The following is an 18,240-nucleotide window of genomic DNA, read 5'->3' on the forward strand; positions in this document are numbered from 1 at the left end:
CAGCTCAGAAAGTGGAAATAGTGCGAATTGGGCGCGTGCCTTCCTTCACTGCCGAATAGGCAGCTCAGAAAAAAACCTTCACGGTAGGCGACCGCTTCTTCTTCTTCACTGCCGAATAGGCAGCTCAGAAAAACGCCAGTGGTGTTGCCACTGTAGTGCTGAGCTTCACTGCCGAATAGGCAGCCCACACCTCGATTCACCAGCACATAAAAAAGGCGAGCTATGCTCGCCTTTTTTACATCGCTCAGTATCAGCCGTCATTGCGCTGATAGATGATCTTCTTGGTGCCGCCGTCGCAGCTGCCGACTACCATGCTCGGGTCTTTGGAGTCTTCGTTGTTGACGATCTCCAAGGTGTAGCTGGCGACGCCGTTAGCCTGGATTTTGGCTTCGATTTCGGCGCGCAGTTCTTCGCAGGGCTTGGGGGCTGCCAGGGCGGCACTGCTGAACAGGGTGAGCAGGGCAAGTGGAATCAGTTTGTTCATGTTGTAGCTCCTTGAATGAAATGACCTACAGCGTCTTTGACTGATGGCTGTTGGCCAGAGTTCGAGGTTGGGCTGCCAGCGCTTCCAGTTTCTGCTGGCGTTTGCTGGTTGTGAGTCGGCCTAAGTGCTCCACCTTTGCATAAAACACAGGCCAGCTTTGCCCTGCCTCGTCATACAGCCTAGCAAAGGCTGGGATCCATTGGTCGTAAAGGCCGAACGGCAGCAGTTTGGCGTTGTTGATCGGCGTTTCCACCCAGCCATCGTAGCGGCCGACTCCTTGCCATTGTGTGTCACGCAGATGACGGTATTCCTGACGCAGACGCTCGATTTCGGCCTGTTTGGCGGTGCGCATCTGCTGTTCAGGTTGGCCGCTTGCATACAGTTTTTGCAGGCGCTCGCGGGTGGCCAGAACCAGTTGGGTGAACTGTTCGCGTTGTTGATCGGCATGTGGGTCGGCAGGTGGCAGGTCGTTCTTCGCGCGCCATTGGCGCAGGCCCTCCTGCTCAACAAAGGTGGCGAAGGATTCGTTAAAGGCGGTGTCACCGGCGAGGTAGAACTGTTGATGGGCCAGTTCGTGGAAGATCACTGCGATAAAGCGTTCTTCGCTCCAGCGCAGCATGGTGTTGAGCAGTGGGTCATCGAACCAGCCGAGGGTGGAATAGGCTTCGACGCCACCGACATAGGTATCCAGCCCCTGTTGTTTAAGCAGGGCGGCTGCGCCACGGGCGCGATTCTGGTCGTAGAAACCGCGATAGGCCACGCAGCCTGCAATCGGGAAGCAGTACAGCTGCGGGTGCAGGGAAAATTCCGGCGTGGCGAATACGTTCCACAGCACAAACGGGCGTTGCAGGTCGGCATACAGGCGGTAGCTTTGGTTATCCGGCAGGCTCAGTTCGCGGCTGGCAAATGCACGCGCTTGCTGTGCCAGTTCCAGTCGCTTTTTCAGGTCGGGCGGGGTCGCTGTGTCGTGTAGCAGCTTATCCACAGGCTGGCGTGCGTTGAGCAGTTGCAGTTGTCCGCTGGCTAAATGGCTGTAGTAGTTCAGCGTACTGCAGCCACTGAGCAGCAGAACAAGGGTGAGAGACAGCCAGCGTAGAAGCATGTTGGGTTTTCCGTGGTGGGGTGCGCATTGTGGTGGGCGGCGCTAAAGCCTACCCTGATCTTCAACCCATGTTGGAGGTGTGCATGCGATTTCTGGTTCTGTTGCTGATGACGTTAACGCTCGCCGGGTGTGCTTCAACGCCGTTGCCGCCCCATGATCCGGCTCAGGCGTGGGTGACGATGCACAGTTCGGGTGGCAGTTTGTTGATGGCAGATCGGCTGGACAATAAGCGCTGGCCGGATGGTCGCTATTATCAGCTCATGCCCGGTGAGCATGAGTTGCAAACCCGTTTCATCTTTGATGTGTACAACGGTGGTTTTGCCGGGCTGACAGAGCCGTATCAGGTCACCTGTTTTATTAAGTTTCGCTACGCCGATTTCAAGGCTGGGCAGCGCTACCGCTTGGAGGCCAGGCCTTGGATGATGAAGGCGCAGGCGTGGATGTATGACGAGCAGCGCAATGTGTTGGTCAAGGGCAAGATTGATCGCTGCGGGGTGTTTTAGGCGGGTGCTTTTCGTGGCTGAGGCAACCCCTACAAATAGCTGGCGAGTCCTGTAGGAGTGGCTTTAGCCACGAATGAAGTGCACGTCGCAGCGGCCTTATTCGGGCTTAAGGCTTCACTGCCCGCGCCGCCTGTTGTGCCGTTCCCCGGATTACGCCTGCGGCTAATCCGGGCTACGAATCAGACCTGTAGGAGTGGCTTTAGCCACGAATGATGTGACGGCTTCAGCGCTTCCCGGCCAGCTCGGCGAGCAGGTCGAAGCTGTGCAGGCGGTCGGCGAAGTCGTACATATCGCAGGTGAAGATCAGCTCATCCGCGCCGGTCTGTTCCAGGATCATTTCCAGTCGCTTACGCGCTGTTTCCGGCCCGCCAATCACGGCCATGCCGAAGAAGTTGCTGACACCTTCGCGCTCATGGGGCAGCCACAGCCCTTCCATACTCTGCACTGGCGGGCGCTGTTTCAGGCTGTGCCCGCGCAGCAGGGCCAGAATGCGCTGGAAGGCAGAAGTGGCGAGGTATTGCGCTTGCTCGTCGGTGTCGGCCAGCAGCAGCGGTACGCCGAGCATTACGTAAGGCTTATCGAGGACTTCGGACGGCTGGAAGTGATTGCGGTAGATGCGGATCGCCTCGTGCATGTAGCGCGGCGCGAAGTGTGAGGCAAACGCGTAAGGCAGGCCTTTTTGCCCGGCCAGTTGCGCGCTGAACAGGCTGGAGCCAAGCAACCAGATGGGCACCTGTGTGCCGGTACCGGGCACCGCGATCACGCGTTGATCGTCCGTGCGCGGGCCGAGGTAGCGTTGCAGCTCCTCCACATCTGCCGGGAAATCATCTGCGCTGCCGAGGCGATCACGGCGCAGCGCCTGTGCGGTGAAATGATCGGCGCCCGGTGCGCGCCCCAAGCCTAAATCAATCCGCCCCGGATAGAGCGTGGCCAGTGTGCCGAACTGCTCGGCGATCACCAGTGGTGAATGGTTGGGCAGCATCACCCCGCCGGAGCCGAGGCGGATGGTGCTGGTGCCTGCGGCCAGATAGCCGAGTAGCACGGAGGTGGCTGAGCTGGCGATACCGTCCATGTTGTGGTGTTCCGCCACCCAAAAGCGCTCGAAGCCGAGACGCTCGGCGTGTTGAGCAAGGGCCAGTGAGTTGTGCAGCGACTGTGCAGCGTCACCGTCGTCACGGATCGGCGCAAGGTCGAGGATGGACAGCTTGGTTTGCTGAAGGAGGCTCATCGGGGTACCTGTAATACTGTTGATGATGCCGGATTGCATCAATACCTGAGTTTCATAGTAGGGCTTTAAGGGGCGATTCCAACCCCTTTGCTTAGATTTATTTAGCCGTTTAGCTCACGGCGTAGCCAATCTGCGAGTAGCTGCGCGCGCTTGTCCATTTGCCTGCCCGGCACCCACAGCGCCAGATGAGCAGAGGCCGGGACAAACCCCCACGGTGCGATCAGCCGACCAGCGGCCAGGTCGTCTGCCACCAGTTGTTGCGGTGCAATCGCCACCCCTAGCCCGGCAGCCGCCGCCTCAAGCAGGTAATACAAATGCTCGAAACCTTGCCCGAGTTTAAGGGCTGAGGCATCCAGCCCGTTGCTCGCCGCCCAGCTCGGCCAGGCTTGCGGGCGGGAAATGGTATACAGCAGCGGCTCAGTCAGCAGCGCTGCAGCAGGTGCCTGATGCAGGGCCTCATAGCGACTGAAGCGCGGGCTGATGACCGGGCCGATTCGTTCTACGGCCAGTTCATAGACCTGCATGTCCGCAGGCCATGGCGGCTCGGCATACCAGAGCGTGGCGTTGATGCCGCTGCGCCGTGGATTCAGCTCACCTTCACTGGCCGACAGTTGTAGGCGCAGTTCGGGCAGTTCGCGGTTGAGGCGGTCGAGACGTGGGATAAACCAGCGGGCCAGGAGGCTGCCAGGGCAGGCGAGGACGAAGGGGGCATCGGCGCGATCTTGCTGTAAATCGAGGCAAGTGCTGCGCAGGCGGTTGAACACTTCGCTGCTCACATCCCGTAAGCGAATCCCCTGATCTGTGAGTTTAAGGCCGCGACCCTCCTTGCTGAACAAGCTCAGGCCGAGGTGTTCCTCCAGCTGCCTGATCTGCCTGCTGATGGCCCCATGTGTGACGTGAAGCTCATCTGCAGCGCGGCTTACGCTGCCTAAACGAGCCGCAGATTCGAAGGCGCGTAGCGCATTTAGCGGTGGAAGGTCCTGGCTCATATGTGAGTTTTCCTGACAGGTTGTGGCGATCTTATCGCTTTTGCCAAAGGCTGCGCAGCTTTATCCTTGCGCCATTACTCGCGCTTTACCCGGCCGGGTCTGAATTCACAGGAGAATGTTCATGTCGTCCTTCCGCACCGGTCCTGATGCCAAAGGGCTGTTTGGCAGCTTCGGCGGCCAGTATGTCGCTGAAACCCTGATGCCGCTGATCCATGATCTGGCCGCTGAATACGAAAAGGCCAAGGCCGATCCTGAGTTCCTCAAGGAACTGGCTTACTACCAGCGTGACTTCGTCGGCCGTCCGAGCCCGCTGTACCACGCTGAGCGCCTGAGCGAGCACTTCGGCGGCGCGAAGATTTACTTCAAGCGTGAAGAGCTGAACCACACCGGCGCGCACAAGATCAACAACTGCATTGGCCAGATTCTGCTGGCCAAGCGCATGGGCAAAAAACGCATCATCGCTGAGACCGGCGCGGGCATGCACGGTGTGGCGACTGCCACCGTGGCGGCACGTTTCGGTATGGATTGCGTGATTTTCATGGGCACCACTGACATCGACCGTCAGCAGGCCAACGTTTTCCGCATGAAGCTGCTGGGCGCCACCGTGATTCCGGTTGTGGCGGGCACCGGTACCCTGAAAGACGCGATGAACGAAGCCCTGCGTGACTGGGTGACCAACGTTCACAACACCTTCTACATGATCGGCACCGTGGCCGGTCCGCACCCGTATCCGCAAATGGTGCGCGACTTCCAGGCAGTAATTGGCCGCGAAACCCGTGCACAGATTCTGGAGCACGAAGGTCGTCTGCCGGATAGCTTGGTGGCGTGCATTGGTGGCGGCTCCAACGCCATCGGCCTGTTCCACGAATTCCTTGATGACAAAGACGTGAAAATCGTCGGCGTTGAAGCCGCCGGTTACGGCATCGAAACTGGCAAGCATGCGGCCAGCCTGAATGGCGGCGAGCCGGGCGTGCTGCACGGCAACCGCACCTTCCTGCTGCAGGATGACGACGGTCAGATCATCGACGCTCACTCGATTTCTGCTGGTCTGGATTACCCCGGCATTGGCCCGGAACACGCCTGGCTGCATGACGTCGGCCGCGTTGAATACACCTCCGTGACTGACGACGAAGCGCTGAAAGCCTTCCACACCTGCTGCCGCTACGAAGGCATCATCCCGGCGCTGGAAAGCTCTCACGCCCTGGCCGAAGCCTTTAAACGTGCGCCGACCCTGCCGAAGGATCACATCATGGTGATCAACCTGTCCGGCCGTGGCGACAAAGACATGCAAACCGTTATGCATCACCTGGATCTTGATCAGCAGGAGAACCACTAATGAGCCGCCTGCAGACCCGCTTTGCCGAGCTTAAGCAAGAAAACCGCGCCGCACTGGTGACCTTCATCACCGCCGGCGACCCGGATTACGCCACCTCGCTGGAAATCCTCAAAGGCCTGCCAGCGGCGGGTGCTGATGTGATTGAGCTGGGTATGCCGTTCACCGATCCGATGGCTGACGGCCCGGCGATTCAGCTGGCCAACATCCGCGCGTTGGGCAATGGCCAGAACCTGGTGAAAACCCTGGAGATGGTCCGCGAGTTCCGTAAGGGCGAGCAGAACACACCGCTGGTGCTGATGGGCTACTTCAACCCGATCCACCACTACGGCGTTGATCGCTTTATTGCCGATGCCAAAGAGGCTGGCGTTGATGGCCTGATCGTGGTCGATCTGCCACCAGAGCACAACGCTGACCTGTGTGATCCGGCTCAGGCTGCGGGTATCGACTTTATCCGCCTGACCACGCCGACCACTGACGACAAGCGTTTGCCGGTGGTGCTGGATGGCAGCTCGGGCTTCGTTTACTACGTGTCCGTGGCCGGTGTGACCGGTGCCGGTTCCGCCACTGTTGAGCATGTGCAGGAAGCAGTTGCGCGTCTGCGTCGTCACACTGATCTGCCGTTGTGCATCGGCTTTGGTATCCGCACACCGGAGCACGCGGCAACTATTGCCCGTCTGGCCGATGGTGTTGTCGTAGGGTCAGCGTTGATTGATCAAATCGCCAATGCCAGCGACAAGCCGCAAGCCGTTAAAGGGGTTTTGGATTTGTGCAGCGCTTTGGCTGAGGGTGTACGCACTGCTCGCTAATGAGGTGACTTCGGGTGCTTTTTGATGTCGATAGCCGCACGTTATTAGACTTAAGAAGTGGCACCTTGATACCAAAATGATAAGCGTTTGGGATATCATGGCCCGGCTGTGTACGACGCAGTCGGGCTATTTTTTGCCCGTATCCCGCCGGCCGTCTTGTTTATATGGAGTTATGGGGCATTCATAACGGCTCCAGACCGCTGGTGTAACAGGTGCAATCTGGTGTCCTGATGTCTGCTTATAAGAATATAAATGAGGCGTTGGAGACGCCTCAGCCAACTGAATCAGCGCTGAGTCATTTATGGGGCGCGTTGGTTGTTGCGGCCGTCGTGTTCGCTGCGTGCCTGTTTGGCATCCTGACTCGTCCCCTCGATTTCCTTGCGGCTTTTTGGCCAGCTAACGCCATCCTTCTCGGGTTATTGGTGCGTTGCCCTCATCTTGCAACACCGGCCGGATGGGGCGCGGCGTTGGTGGGTTATTTGTCTGCTGATCTCCTGACCGGGGGCGGTTTGGAGATGACCTTGTGGATGACGGCGGCAAACCTATTTGGCGTCGTGGCCGGATACCTGATCTTCAGGCGCTTGAGCGTTGAGGATCGCAAGCTGCAGCGTCCACAATCTGTGCTGTTTATGTTTGCTATCTGCGTGGTGGTTGCGGCTTGTAGCGGAGTTGTGGGCGCAGGCATCACCCCGTTTTATTTCGGCCACGAAGTGTCCATGGGAGTGCTGATCTGGTTTTCCACTGAGCTGGTCAACAGTCTGGTTGTGCTCCCGGTTATTTTGACAGCGCCAAGTTGGGCGCTGGCTGCGCTGAATCCGGCGCGTTCCATACGTCGTTGGCGATTGGAGTGGCGTCGGGGAGTGCCTTTGTTGGCGCTATTGGTGTCACTGGCTGCCAGCTTTTATATCGGCGGGCCGGGGGCCATTGCGTTTCCGGTTCCGGCATTGCTGTGGTGCGCCTTGAGCTACAGCCTGTTCAGCACGGTTTTGCTGACAATGGCTGTCAGTACCAGCTACTTAATCGCAGTCGCATTTATTGGCGATGCGATGCATGTAGGCTCTGATATCACGTCTACCGTCTCCATTCGTATGGGGGTCACCTTCCTGGTTTTGGGCCCCATGATGGTGGCCAGCATCAACAGTGTCCGTGAGGAGTTGCTGCGCACGCTTGATCACGCGGCTAACCACGATGCCTTGACCGGCTGCTTGCTGCGGGCGCCGTTTATGGCGCGCAGTGAGGCGCGTATTGCACAACAGAAGCAGCGAGGCATGAGTGCTGCCATGCTGATGCTCGATATTGATCACTTTAAGAGCATTAATGACCGTTACGGCCACCCCATGGGGGACCAGGCGCTGCTGGCATTCTCCTCGGCGATCAAGCCTCTGTTACGTAAGCGCGACTTGCTCGGGCGTCTGGGCGGTGAAGAGTTTGCGGTGTTGATGACCAGCGTGACGTTTGAAGAAACCATGGCCATTGCTCAACGTCTTTGTGATGAAGTGCGTAAGCAAAAAGTGACGTTAGATGTTGGCGATACCATTTCCATGACCGTCAGCATTGGCGTGTGTTGGCAACAGCGGGCGGACCTGCCGTTGCGGCAAATGCTGATCAACTCAGACAAGGCGTTGTATCAGGCCAAGTCAACGGGGCGTAACAAGGTCGTCAGCCTGTAAGTTAGGCTGACTTGCAGGGGATGTATCGGGTAGCGTCCAATAGACCCAATATTGTTTCCGAGTTGACCCATGTCGCGTACACCAACTGTCCGTAAACCACGTGCCAGCAGCCAGACCCGAATTGCCGGGATTCTTACGGCAGCCCGTGAGCTGCTTACCGAAGAAGGTGTAGCGGCTTTGTCGATCTATAGCGTGGCGGAGCGTGCAGGCATTCCGCCTTCTTCGGTCTACCACTTTTTTGCCAGTGTGCCGCTGTTGCTTGAGGCGTTGGTTGCAGATATCCACAGCGCTTTTCGAGCGTGCCTGCTGGAGCCGGTGGCGCACGACAGCTTAAATAATTGGCGTGACCTGTCGCGGGTCGTAGAGCAGCGCATGCTGGCGATTTACGCCAAGGATGCCGCTGCCCGGCAACTGATTTTGGCTCAGCACGGGCTGGCCGAAATTAATCAAGCCGACCGTCAGCACGACTTGGAATTGGGGCAGTTGATGCAGGCGTTGTTCGAACGGCATTTCCCGCTGCCGCAACTGCCGGACGATGTGGACGTGTTTGCGTTGGCGATGGAGTTGGGCGATCGGGTATACGCCCGTTCCGTGCAATTGCATAACGAGGTGACCCCGCGCATGGCTGAAGAGGGCATGCGCGTGTTCGATGCTTACCTGAGCCTGTACCTGCCGCCCCACCTGCCTAAACGACAAGCGCCCCGTGGGAGTGACTTTAGTCACGAAGCTGTCTGAGGTGGTATGCAAGGCTGGCGCATACATATTCGAATAATGTACTGCTGTGATTGGCCTATTCACGGCTAAAGCCGTTCCCACGAAAAGCAGCCATTGCAGCTGACGCCGTGGGGCGGAGGTAAGCCTATGTTCCGAGGTGCTAGCGGCTTGGTGGATGAAAACAGCGTCATCCACCCTGCGTATCTACAAGATCATCGCGTTCCGTAGGGTGGTGTAAGTCTGCGCAGCAGATTACCCACCAATGAGCCTTGCAGGCCGTCGCAGGTGCCAGCGTAGGGTGGAGGCAAGCCTATGTTCTGAGGTGCTAGCGGCTTGGTGGATGAAAACAGCGTCATCCACCCTGCGTATCTACAAGATCGGCGAATTCCGTAGGGTGGTGTAAGCCTGCGCAGCAGGTTACCCACCCATGAGCCTTACAGCGGTTTTTCAAACACCTGCGAATTACGCTGAAAGTTGTACAGCGATGCCCGGGCCGCAGGCAGGCGGTCGACGCTGCTGGGCTCGAAGCCGCGCTCACGGAACCAGTGAGCGGTGCGGGTGGTGAGGACGAACAGCTTTTTCAGGCCCATGGCACGGGCCCGTTGCTCAATGCGTTCGAGCAATTGATCGCCGCGCCCGCCGTGGCGGTAGGCCGGGTTGACGGCCAGGCAGGCCAGCTCGCCGCTGTCTGAGTCCGCAATCGGGTACAGCGCCGCGCAGGAGATGATCAGGCCTTCGCGTTCAACGATGGTGAACTGTTCAATCTCGCGCTCCAGCACTTCCCGCGAGCGCCGCACCAGAATGCCTTGATCCTCAAGTGGCGTGATCAGCTCAATCAGACCGCCAACATCTTCAATGGTGGCTTCCCGGACGGACTCAAACTGCTCTTGTGCCACCAGCGTACCGTTACCGGTGCGGGTGAACAGCTCGCTGAGCATGGCGCCATCTTCGGCATAACTGACGATATGGCTGCGGCGCACGCCGCCTTTGCAAGCCTCGGCGGCGGCGTCGAGCAGTTCGCCCTGATAGCTGCTGCCCAGACGCTGGAGATGGGCCGGTACTTGCTGTGGACGGAGCTCGCGAACCAAGTTGCCTTGTTCGTCCATCAAGCCTGATTCTTCGCCGAAAAGAATCAATTTGTCGGCTTTTAGTTCAATGGCAGCCCTAGTGGCGACATCTTCGCAAGCCAGGTTGAAAATCTCCCCGGTTGGCGAATAGCCCAGCGGTGACAGCAGCACAATGCTGCGTTCATCCAGCTGGCGATTGATGCCTTTGCGGTCGATCCGGCGGACTTCGCCAGTATGGTGGAAGTCGATGCCATCGAGCACGCCAATGGGCCGTGCAGTGACAAAATTGCCGCTGGTGATGCGCAGGCGTGAGCCCTGCATCGGGGAGCGGGCCATGTCCATCGACAGGCGGGCTTCCAGCGCGATACGCAGATGCCCCACCGCTTCAATCACGCACTCAAGCGTGGGCGCATCGGTAATGCGCAGGTTGTTGTGGTAGTGCGGAGTCAGGCCTTGGCTATTGAGGCGTGACTCAATTTGCGGGCGTGAACCATGCACCAGTACCAAGCGCACGCCAAGGCTGTGCAGCAGGACAATGTCGTGAACGATATTGGCGAAATTCGGGTGAGCGACGCCCTCGCCGGGGAGCATGACGACAAAGGTGCAGTCCCGGTGGGAGTTAATGTACGGGGAGGCATTACGCAGCCAATTGACGTGATCGTGCATGATTTGAAACCTATCTTGGAGTAAACGCGAGGGGTGAAGGCGCAGCAGCGCCGGGCGGCAGCCAGGGCGGGAGTTATCGTCGCAGTTGGGGCAGCTTCACGCGTTTATTCCTCGATCTATCAGGTTTCAGGCCGGTTGCAGGCAATAGTGGCCGATTAATTGTTGCAGTAGACGCACAGTAGGCTGCAAACGTGACATTTCCAAGTATTCACCGGGTTGGTGGGCGCAATCGATATCGCCGGGGCCCAACACCAGTGTTTCGCAACCCAGTTGCTGAAGATAAGACGCTTCGGTGCCGAATGCTACTGCCGTTGCGCTGTGGCCGCTCAATTGTTCGGCCAGTCGCACCAGTTCCGCGTCGGCTGGCTGCTCAAACGGTGGCACGCTGGGGAACAGTGGGGCGAAGTCGATCTTCACCTGATGCTGCTCGGCAAGCGGTTGCAGCTTCTGGCGGATGGCAGCACGCAGTTGTTCAGGCTGCATGCCCGGCAGAGGGCGCAGGTCGAACTCAAGAGAACACTGACCGCAGATGCGGTTAGGGTTGTCGCCGCCGTGGATGCAGCCAAAGTTTAGCGTCGGCTGCGGTACGCTGAATTGTGGATTGTTGTACTGCTGTTGCCATTGTCCGCGCAGGTTGCGTAACGCCAGCATCACATCTTGCATCGCTTCCAGAGCGCTGTGCCCCAGCGCAGGATTAGACGAGTGGCCGCTCTGGCCGAGGATATCGATGCGTTCCATCATCACGCCTTTGTGCAGGCGGATCGGTTTCAGTCCGGTCGGTTCGCCGATGACAGCAGCACGTCCAAGCGGCCGCCCGGCATCCGCCAGAGCGCGAGCGCCGGACATAGAGCTTTCTTCATCGCAAGTGGCGAGGATCAGCAGCGGCTGCTTGAAGGGTTGATCCAACAGCGGTTTGACCGCTTCGATAATCAGGGCAAAGAAGCCCTTCATATCGCAACTGCCGAGCCCAACCCAGCGTCCATCGACTTCGGTGAGTTTCAGTGGATCGGTCTGCCACAGCGCGGCATCAAAGGGCACGGTGTCGCTATGACCGGCCAGAACCAGACCGCCAGGGCCTGAGCCATAGCTGGCGAGCAGGTTGTATTTGCCGGGAGTAACTTGTTGGACTTCGCAACTAAAGCCGAGGTCGCCAAGCCACGAGCTGAGCAATTCGATGACAGTGAGATTGGACTGATCCCAGCTGGGCTGAGTGCAGCTCACAGACGGCGCAGCAATAAGTGCGGCGAATTGATCTTTAAAAGAAGGTAGAGGCATTGACCGGTCTCCGCGTGCGGAGGTCCATCATAGGGCCTTCGCGACGACAGGGGAAACCGTTCGGCACGCCGATTGGATCAGCGTGCCGAGGCAGCATCAGGTGAAGATGCCGCTGAGGATGGTGAAGAAGATGATCGACAGCACGGCACCCACAGGCAGTGTGACCACCCAGGACAGGAAGATCTTGCCGATCATGCCCAGGTTCAACGCACCGATACCGCGAGCCAGGCCTACACCGAGGATCGCACCCACCAGAGTGTGGGTGGTGGAAATCGGCAGGCCTAGACCTGAAGCGCTGACCACGGTGGTGGCAGCGGCCAGCTCAGCGGCGAAGCCGCGGCTTGGGGTCAGTTCAGTGATTTCCTTACCAATGGTGGCAATCACTTTATAACCATAAGTAGCCAGACCTACTACGATACCGATCGCACCCAGCAGCAGTACCCAGCCAGGCACTGTAGCCTTGGCACCCACCGCTACGTCGCCGCCGGAAAGCAGCACTTCAACGATGGCCGCCAGCGGGCCTACCGCGTTTGCTACGTCGTTGGAGCCGTGGGCGAAGGCCATGGCGCAGGCGGTGAAGATCATCAGGATGGCGAATACTTTTTCTACGCTGGAGAAGTGGAAGTTTTTGTCTGCTTCCTCATCCACTTTGACGCGTTTGAGCAGAGTAATACCTACCAGCATCACCACTGCGCCAATACCCAGTGAGAGCATGAAGCCTTGGGTGTTGGTCAGGTTCAGGCCAACATGTTTGAGGCCTTTGGTCATGGTCATCAGGGAGATGACGAAGCCGGTGATGAACATGTACATCGGCACATAACGCTTGGCGTTCTGGAACGGGTTGTCAGTGTCGATGATCAGCTTCTGTACGCTGCTGAACAGGATGAACGAAATGATACCGGCCAGAACAGGCGTTACGACCCAGCTCGCTACGATCGGGCCCACGCCTTCCCAGTGCACCGCATCGAACGATACGCCTACGGCCGCAAAGCCGATTACCGCACCGACGATGGAGTGAGTGGTGGATACCGGCCAGCCACGCATAGAGGCAATCAGCAGCCAGCTACCAGCCGCCAAGAGTGCTGACATCATGCCCAGAACCATAAGCTCCGGGCTGATCATCGAGGCGTCAACGATGCCGCTCTTAATGGTCTCCGTTACTTCACCGCCGGCCAGGTAAGCACCGCAGAACTCGAACACCATGGCGATCAGGATCGCCTGTTTAATAGTCAGGGCTTTGGAGCCTACTGATGTGCCCATGGCGTTGGCCACGTCGTTGGCGCCCACGCCCCAGGCCATGAAAAAGCCAAACAAGCAGGCAAGCAGCAGCAATACGAGGCCGTAGTCCGCAATAAAAGACATAACTAGTTAATCTCTGATTTCCAAAAAGGAGGCGGGCGCTTAACGCGCCAGCAGTTGTTCCAGACGGTTGCCGACGCGCTCGGCACGGTCGGCGACATCGCCGATCCATTCGATGATCTTGTAGAGGAACATCACGTCGACCGGGGGAAGGTCCTTCTCCAGTTTGAACAGGGCACGGCGCACTTCGATTTGCATCGCGTCGGTGTCTCGTTCGATTTGCTCAAGCTCAATCACCATGGACTCGACCAGCGCGGCTTCGCGGCCGCCAAAGCCGGTGACCAGCAACTCATCCAGCTCATTCATGGCTTTCAGGGCTTGGGCGCTGGCGTCCACACTGCGTTGTACGAAGGCGCGCATCAGCGGTTGCAGCGCCGGAGGGATTGCCATTTCGCGGCCAAGCATCAGGCCGGCAATGTCCTTGGCGCGGTTGGCCACTTTGTCCTGTACACTGAGCAGTTCAAGCAGGTCCGAACGCGGTACGGGCAGGAAAAGGCTTTTCGGCAGATTCAGCCGTACGCTCTTTTTGAGCTTGTCGGCGTCATGCTCCAGCGCAGACATGAACTGCTGGATCTCTTCCACTTTTGCCCAGTCTTGCGCCATAACGGCATCAAAGAAAGGCACCAGATTGGCTGCGCACTCGTGAGCTTTAGCAAAGTGATTCTGCATTGGCCCAATCGGCGAGCGCCCAAACAGGCTGGCAAATGGATTGGCAGGCATAGGTTTATGTCCAAGGGTTGAAAGGCTGTAATTATACGAGCCACCCCCCAGTGCCGCTACCGCGTGTAATTAACCTGACACAATTTCGTAAAAGGCGTTGATCCTGATCACCATGAACAAAGAAACCGAAATCAAATTGCGCGCCAGCCGGGAAACCTTGGCGGCACTGCGTGACCACCCGCTACTGAAAAAACGTAACAAGAGTGGCTGGCAGCGTCATGAGTTGTTCAATCAGTATTTCGACACGCCTGCCCGTGATTTGGCTCAGGCCAAGGTCGCTTTGCGCTTGCGCCGTGATGGCGAGCAAGTCATTCAGACTTTGAAAAGCCGTGGCCAGAGTGTCGCTGGGCTGTCCGAGCGCAACGAGTGGGACTGGTATTTGAGTAAGGCCAAGCTGGACTTGAAAAAGCTCGATGACAGCTGCTGGCCTGCCTCCCTTGCCGAGTTGGACAAGAAGCAGCTGATGCCCATCTTCACAACGGACTTTGTCCGCGAGAAGGCGGAAATCGCTTGGGGGCGCGGCAAAGCCAAGGTGGTGATTGAGGCTGCACTGGACTTGGGTAAAGTGATTGCCGGTGAGGGTGAGGAAGAAATTTGCGAACTTGAGCTGGAGCTGCGCGAAGGTGAACCTGCAGCGCTGCTGGAGTTGGCTGCTGAGCTGGCAGCAGATCTACCGCTGATGCCGTGCGATATCAGCAAGGCGGAGCGTGGCTATCGTCTGTTCAACTCTGCCAGTTACAGCTTGAATCTGCCATTGCCGGTTCTGACGCCCGAAACCACTCTGGATGACAGTGTGCTGGCGTTGGGTTGGCACCTGCTTGGTAGCAGCCAGCGTCTGGCTGAACAGTACCGTTTCAATGGTCACTGGCGCCTGTTGGTGGAGTGGGTTGAGCGTCTGTCTGAGCTGCGTGCGTTGCTTGGCAGCTTGGGTCAGGCTGCGCCGCGTGCAAGCTCCCATGATTTGCGTGAGAGGTTGGACGCTCTGCTGCAAGACTGGCGACCTCGTGTTCTTGCAGGGCAAGAGGACGAACAAATTCGTCAGCAGGCACCGGAGCTGTTCGCGGCAGAGTTGCAGGGCGTACGCTGGGGTGTGTTGTCGTTGACGGCATCACGCTGGTTCCTTGGCCGTGCCTGGACACAGCAGCGCAATGGCCGAGGTGATCGTCAAGGGGCAGCGGCACTCGGCAGCTGGTTGGCAACATTGCTGGCTGAAGAGGGCAGCGCTTTGCAAATCCGTCGTTATCAGCAGCAGCCGGAAGACTTGGCTGAGCAGTTGCCGCGCATTGGTCGTCTGCTGGTTTGGCTGCGTTTGGCTCGTAACGTACTGGATGTGGTTGAGGCTGACCGCTTGTATGGCGAAATGGGCAAGCTGGAGGCGTTAGCTGAACACGCCGTTGCTGCAGATGTGCTGGAAGCGCGTATGACTCAGCTGCAGATCATTGGCTCACTCAAAGCCTGGCGCCAGTTGGTCAAATAAGCCTTACATGCAATAAAAAACGCCGCCGATGGAGTGATCCACGGCGGCGTTTTTGTTACCCGGCTCAGATATCTGTGCGGAAACGCGCCCACACTTCATCGCGAACGCTTTGGTGCTTCTCAGGCAGAGTTTCCAGAATGTAGAGCCTGCGTTTGGTTTCGCGGCTTGGATACAGGTCCGGCATATTGCGCAGTGACTCGTCCAGGTGCTCCTTAACGTCGGCATTACCGCTTGGGTAAAGGGTTTCAGCCGTAGTCAGCGCGGCTACCTTCGGGTCCATTAGGTAGTTGATGAATTTATGGGCGAGGTCAGGCCGCGCCGCCTTGGCGGGGATGACCATGTTGTCAATAAACAACACCGATCCTTCATCCGGGATAAGGAACCGCACGGGTTGGCCTGCTTGTTCCGCCACCAGCGCATCACCCACCCAGGCCACCGCGACACACAAGTTGCCTTGGTTTAGGTCATCAATGTAGCGCTCACTGTCGACGTACTTCAGGTGAGGGCGCAGCGCGTCCAAAAGGCGCCCGCTGCGCTCAATGCGGCTACGTCCGCTGCGAGCCAGGTTGTAGCCTTGGTAGTTGAGCAGTGCAGTCAGCACTTCGTCCGGTGCGTCCAGCACGCTCATGCCGCAGCTGGCAAGACGGGCGCTTTGTTCTGCATCGAAGATCAGGCTCCAGCTGTTGGGCAGCGGGCCGCCATAAGCCGCTTCAGCTTTGGGTACGTTGATTGCCAGGCCCATTGCGCCCCACTGATAGGGCATGGCGTGCTGGTTGTTGGGGTCAAGGGCAATCAGGGTACTCAGCAACTGCTTGTCGATGTGCTTGCGATTGGGCAGCTGGGCGTAGTCGAGCGGTTTGATGAGCTGCTTTTCAATCAGCGCTGGCAGCGAATTGTGCTGCGCCACGGCCACATCGAAGGCTTCCCCTTTATTCAATGCAGCGTCCAATTCTTCAGCGGTGCTGAACGTTTGGTAGTCCACTTTGATGCCGGTTTGGGCCGTGAAATCAGTCAGCACCTGAGGTGCGATGTAGTCGTTCCAGTTGTAAACGCGGATTACCTCTTCAGCACAACTCAGCAGCGGTGTCATTGCGAACAGCAGCGGGACAGCGAGGCGAAGCATCGGGTTCTCCTTGGGAGCGATTCAAGTGAATGGGGCAGGTTACGTTCTCATATCTTGCGGTGTAATGACATGGAGCAGGTACTTCATAAAAAAACGCCGGTTTTTAAACCGGCGTTTTCGAGTGGGGCGTCAGACTGTGTGCAGGTACCAGTTGTACTCCAAGTCCGAGATGGTTGTCTCGAATTCTTGCAGTTCGGCTTCCTTACAGGCGACAAAAATGTCGATGTAGTTAGGGCTGATGTATTTGTTCAGCACCTCACTGTCATCCAACTCGCGCAGCGCATCGCGCAGGTTGTTCGGCAGGCTCGGTTCGAGTTGCTCGTAGGAGTTGCCCTCAATCGGCTCGCCTGGGTCGATCTGGTTGGTCAGGCCGTGGTGAATACCGGCCAGAATCGAGGCCAGCATCAGGTACGGGTTAGCATCGGCGCCAGCAACACGGTGTTCGATGCGAATTGCATCGGGGCTGCCAGTCGGGACACGAACCGCTACGGTACGGTTGTCGAGCGCCCAGCTCGGCGCATTCGGCACATAGAACTGTGCGCCAAAGCGACGGTACGAGTTGACGTTCGGGCACAAGAAGGCCATTGAGGCCGACAGGGTATCCAGGATACCGCCGATGGCATGGCGCAGTGGCTCGCTTTCCAGCGGGTTTTCCGAGGCAAAAATGTTTTTGCCCGTCTTCTTGTCCAGCAACGAAATGTGAACGTGCAGACCGTTACCTGCCTGACCCGGATAGGGCTTGGCCATAAAGGTCGAGTCCATCTCGTGGTCGTAGGCGATGTTTTTGATCAGACGCTTGAGCAGCAGGGCGTAGTCGCACGCCTTGATGGCGTCTTCCACGTGGTGCAGGTTGACTTCGAACTGCGCCGGAGCACTTTCCTTGACGATAGCGTCTGCCGGGATGCCTTGTTCCTTGGCGGCTTCAAGCATGTCTTGCAGGCAGTCGACGTACTCGTCGAGGTCGTCGATCAGGTAAACCTGAGTGGAATGTGGGCGTTTACCGGAGATCGGGGAGCGTGGTGGCTGTGGACGGCCATTCACGTTCTCCTGGTCGATCAGGTAAAACTCAAGTTCAAACGCTGCACAGATGCGCAGGCCCAGTTCGTCGAATTTCTCTACTACTTGACGCAATACCTCTCGTGGATCGGCGAAAAACGGGGTGCCGTCCAGTTCGTGCATGGTCATGAGCAGCTGTGCCGTTGGGCGCTTCTGCCATGGTTCATTGCAGAGGGTATCGGGAATGGGGAAGCAGATGCGGTCAGCGTCACCGATGTCCAGGCCGAGGCCGGTGCTTTCTACGGTGGAACCATTGATGTCGAGAGCAAAAAGTGACGCCGGAAGGTTGATACCTTTCTCGTAAACCTTGTGCAGGGCATTCCGATCTATTCGTTTGCCTCGCACGACTCCATTCATATCTGCAATAAGAAGGTCGACGAACTGGACCTCAGGATGTTCCTTAAGGAACGCGTTCGCTTCGTTAAGCTGAACGGCACGCGGTGGTACCGACATGATGCAACACCTTTTTTGTTAAATATATCAATCATGCAATCGCATAAGGCTGAGTCAATCGTAAACGCCATATGCTGTCAAGTGAGGGGTTTTTTGCACTTTGTTAGTGCGTTGCGGCCATTTTTGGGGCGTCCTAGGGCTGTGTAAAGTGCCTGGATAGCACGTTTGTCTAGGTGTTCAGCGGGCTGTGTTCAGATTTTCATATGACTATT

16 protein-coding genes and 1 CRISPR repeat array (1 of these 17 only partly in view) are annotated in these 18,240 nt (G+C 57.8%); of the genes, 6 read left to right on the forward strand and 10 right to left on the reverse strand.

Going from position 1 to position 18,240, the window contains the following annotated elements:
* Positions 1-191: a CRISPR direct-repeat array (repeat unit 28 nt; unit sequence CTTCACTGCCGAATAGGCAGCTCAGAAA); it begins 1,697 nt to the left of the window's first position.
* A 59-nt stretch (positions 192-250) separates the two neighbouring features.
* Positions 251-484, reverse strand: coding sequence for a DUF1161 domain-containing protein (locus WG219_01300; protein WXL26152.1), 234 nt, complete (start codon positions 482-484; stop codon positions 251-253).
* Between the two features lie 25 nt (positions 485-509).
* A complete protein-coding gene (locus WG219_01305; GenBank protein ID WXL26153.1) occupies positions 510-1,586 on the reverse strand; it encodes an aminopeptidase in 1,077 nt (358 codons plus the stop codon).
* An 83-nt stretch (positions 1,587-1,669) separates the two neighbouring features.
* Between WG219_01305 and WG219_01310 the strand changes: the two genes are divergently transcribed.
* Positions 1,670-2,089, forward strand: a complete 420-nt coding sequence (locus tag WG219_01310; protein ID WXL26154.1) for a hypothetical protein — start codon at positions 1,670-1,672, stop codon at positions 2,087-2,089.
* Between the two features lie 223 nt (positions 2,090-2,312).
* Here WG219_01310 and WG219_01315 read toward each other — a convergent pair whose 3' ends face one another.
* Positions 2,313-3,317: an LLM class flavin-dependent oxidoreductase gene (locus WG219_01315; GenBank protein WXL26155.1), complete on the reverse strand. Its 1,005-nt coding sequence runs from the start codon at positions 3,315-3,317 to the stop codon at positions 2,313-2,315.
* Between the two features lie 101 nt (positions 3,318-3,418).
* On the reverse strand, positions 3,419-4,306 hold the full coding sequence (locus WG219_01320) for a LysR family transcriptional regulator (GenBank protein ID WXL26156.1): 888 nt from the start codon (positions 4,304-4,306) through the stop codon (positions 3,419-3,421).
* 121 nt (positions 4,307-4,427) lie between these two features.
* On the opposite strand from WG219_01320, the gene trpB reads away from it, so the two are divergent.
* From trpB to WG219_01340, 4 genes are all read left to right on the forward strand, one after another.
* The gene (gene trpB / locus WG219_01325) at positions 4,428-5,642 is read left to right on the forward strand and encodes a tryptophan synthase subunit beta (GenBank protein WXL26157.1); all 1,215 of its coding nucleotides are present in this window, start codon (positions 4,428-4,430) and stop codon (positions 5,640-5,642) included.
* On the forward strand, positions 5,642-6,448 hold the full coding sequence (gene trpA, locus WG219_01330) for a tryptophan synthase subunit alpha (GenBank protein ID WXL26158.1): 807 nt from the start codon (positions 5,642-5,644) through the stop codon (positions 6,446-6,448). The genes trpB and trpA overlap by 1 nt, the downstream gene beginning before the upstream one ends.
* Positions 6,449-6,678: 230 nt before the next feature.
* Positions 6,679-8,118, forward strand: a complete 1,440-nt coding sequence (locus WG219_01335; GenBank protein ID WXL26159.1) for a diguanylate cyclase — start codon at positions 6,679-6,681, stop codon at positions 8,116-8,118.
* 69 nt (positions 8,119-8,187) lie between these two features.
* Entirely contained in the window at positions 8,188-8,853 is a 666-nt protein-coding gene (locus tag WG219_01340; protein ID WXL26160.1) for a TetR/AcrR family transcriptional regulator, read from the forward strand.
* A gap of 413 nt (positions 8,854-9,266) precedes the next feature.
* Here WG219_01340 and argA read toward each other — a convergent pair whose 3' ends face one another.
* From argA to WG219_01360, 4 genes are all read right to left on the reverse strand, one after another.
* A complete protein-coding gene (gene argA, locus WG219_01345; GenBank protein WXL26161.1) occupies positions 9,267-10,565 on the reverse strand; it encodes an amino-acid N-acetyltransferase in 1,299 nt (432 codons plus the stop codon).
* A 126-nt stretch (positions 10,566-10,691) separates the two neighbouring features.
* Positions 10,692-11,840 carry an acetylornithine deacetylase gene (gene argE / locus WG219_01350; GenBank protein WXL26162.1) on the reverse strand — a complete coding sequence of 383 codons (1,149 nt, stop codon included), beginning with the start codon at positions 11,838-11,840 and terminating at the stop codon, positions 10,692-10,694.
* Between the two features lie 96 nt (positions 11,841-11,936).
* Positions 11,937-13,202 carry an inorganic phosphate transporter gene (locus WG219_01355; GenBank protein WXL26163.1) on the reverse strand — a complete coding sequence of 422 codons (1,266 nt, stop codon included), beginning with the start codon at positions 13,200-13,202 and terminating at the stop codon, positions 11,937-11,939.
* Between the two features lie 39 nt (positions 13,203-13,241).
* Positions 13,242-13,919: a TIGR00153 family protein gene (locus WG219_01360; protein WXL26164.1), complete on the reverse strand. Its 678-nt coding sequence runs from the start codon at positions 13,917-13,919 to the stop codon at positions 13,242-13,244.
* A gap of 112 nt (positions 13,920-14,031) precedes the next feature.
* Between WG219_01360 and WG219_01365 the strand changes: the two genes are divergently transcribed.
* Entirely contained in the window at positions 14,032-15,396 is a 1,365-nt protein-coding gene (locus WG219_01365; GenBank protein WXL26165.1) for a CYTH domain-containing protein, read from the forward strand.
* Between the two features lie 64 nt (positions 15,397-15,460).
* Here the strand turns inward: WG219_01365 and WG219_01370 are convergent, their stop codons facing one another.
* Together WG219_01370 and WG219_01375 are read right to left on the reverse strand one after the other, a co-directional pair.
* Positions 15,461-16,519 carry an extracellular solute-binding protein gene (locus WG219_01370; protein WXL26166.1) on the reverse strand — a complete coding sequence of 353 codons (1,059 nt, stop codon included), beginning with the start codon at positions 16,517-16,519 and terminating at the stop codon, positions 15,461-15,463.
* A 129-nt stretch (positions 16,520-16,648) separates the two neighbouring features.
* Positions 16,649-18,028, reverse strand: a complete 1,380-nt coding sequence (locus WG219_01375; GenBank protein WXL26167.1) for a glutamine synthetase family protein — start codon at positions 18,026-18,028, stop codon at positions 16,649-16,651.
* Positions 18,029-18,240: the final 212 nt, after the last annotated feature.

The sequence above is a fragment of the Pseudomonas mendocina genome (genome assembly GCA_037482215.1).
Lineage (GTDB): Bacteria > Pseudomonadota > Gammaproteobacteria > Pseudomonadales > Pseudomonadaceae > Aquipseudomonas > Aquipseudomonas mendocina_E.

What these genes read in the sequence shown, in the direction of transcription:
- WG219_01340 (WXL26160.1), top strand. Translation starts at nt 8,188, where the DNA reads ATGTCGCGTACACCAACTGTCCGTAAACCACGTGCCAGCAGCCAGACC.
- WG219_01355 (WXL26163.1), bottom strand. Translation starts at nt 13,202, where the DNA reads ATGTCTTTTATTGCGGACTACGGCCTCGTATTGCTGCTGCTTGCCTGC.
- WG219_01305 (WXL26153.1), bottom strand. Translation starts at nt 1,586, where the DNA reads ATGCTTCTACGCTGGCTGTCTCTCACCCTTGTTCTGCTGCTCAGTGGC.
- trpB (WXL26157.1), top strand. Translation starts at nt 4,428, where the DNA reads ATGTCGTCCTTCCGCACCGGTCCTGATGCCAAAGGGCTGTTTGGCAGC.
- WG219_01315 (WXL26155.1), bottom strand. Translation starts at nt 3,317, where the DNA reads ATGAGCCTCCTTCAGCAAACCAAGCTGTCCATCCTCGACCTTGCGCCG.
- WG219_01375 (WXL26167.1), bottom strand. Translation starts at nt 18,028, where the DNA reads ATGTCGGTACCACCGCGTGCCGTTCAGCTTAACGAAGCGAACGCGTTC.
- WG219_01300 (WXL26152.1), bottom strand. Translation starts at nt 484, where the DNA reads ATGAACAAACTGATTCCACTTGCCCTGCTCACCCTGTTCAGCAGTGCC.
- WG219_01310 (WXL26154.1), top strand. Translation starts at nt 1,670, where the DNA reads ATGCGATTTCTGGTTCTGTTGCTGATGACGTTAACGCTCGCCGGGTGT.
- trpA (WXL26158.1), top strand. Translation starts at nt 5,642, where the DNA reads ATGAGCCGCCTGCAGACCCGCTTTGCCGAGCTTAAGCAAGAAAACCGC.
- WG219_01370 (WXL26166.1), bottom strand. Translation starts at nt 16,519, where the DNA reads ATGCTTCGCCTCGCTGTCCCGCTGCTGTTCGCAATGACACCGCTGCTG.
- argA (WXL26161.1), bottom strand. Translation starts at nt 10,565, where the DNA reads ATGCACGATCACGTCAATTGGCTGCGTAATGCCTCCCCGTACATTAAC.
- WG219_01335 (WXL26159.1), top strand. Translation starts at nt 6,679, where the DNA reads ATGTCTGCTTATAAGAATATAAATGAGGCGTTGGAGACGCCTCAGCCA.
- WG219_01365 (WXL26165.1), top strand. Translation starts at nt 14,032, where the DNA reads ATGAACAAAGAAACCGAAATCAAATTGCGCGCCAGCCGGGAAACCTTG.
- WG219_01360 (WXL26164.1), bottom strand. Translation starts at nt 13,919, where the DNA reads ATGCCTGCCAATCCATTTGCCAGCCTGTTTGGGCGCTCGCCGATTGGG.
- argE (WXL26162.1), bottom strand. Translation starts at nt 11,840, where the DNA reads ATGCCTCTACCTTCTTTTAAAGATCAATTCGCCGCACTTATTGCTGCG.
- WG219_01320 (WXL26156.1), bottom strand. Translation starts at nt 4,306, where the DNA reads ATGAGCCAGGACCTTCCACCGCTAAATGCGCTACGCGCCTTCGAATCT.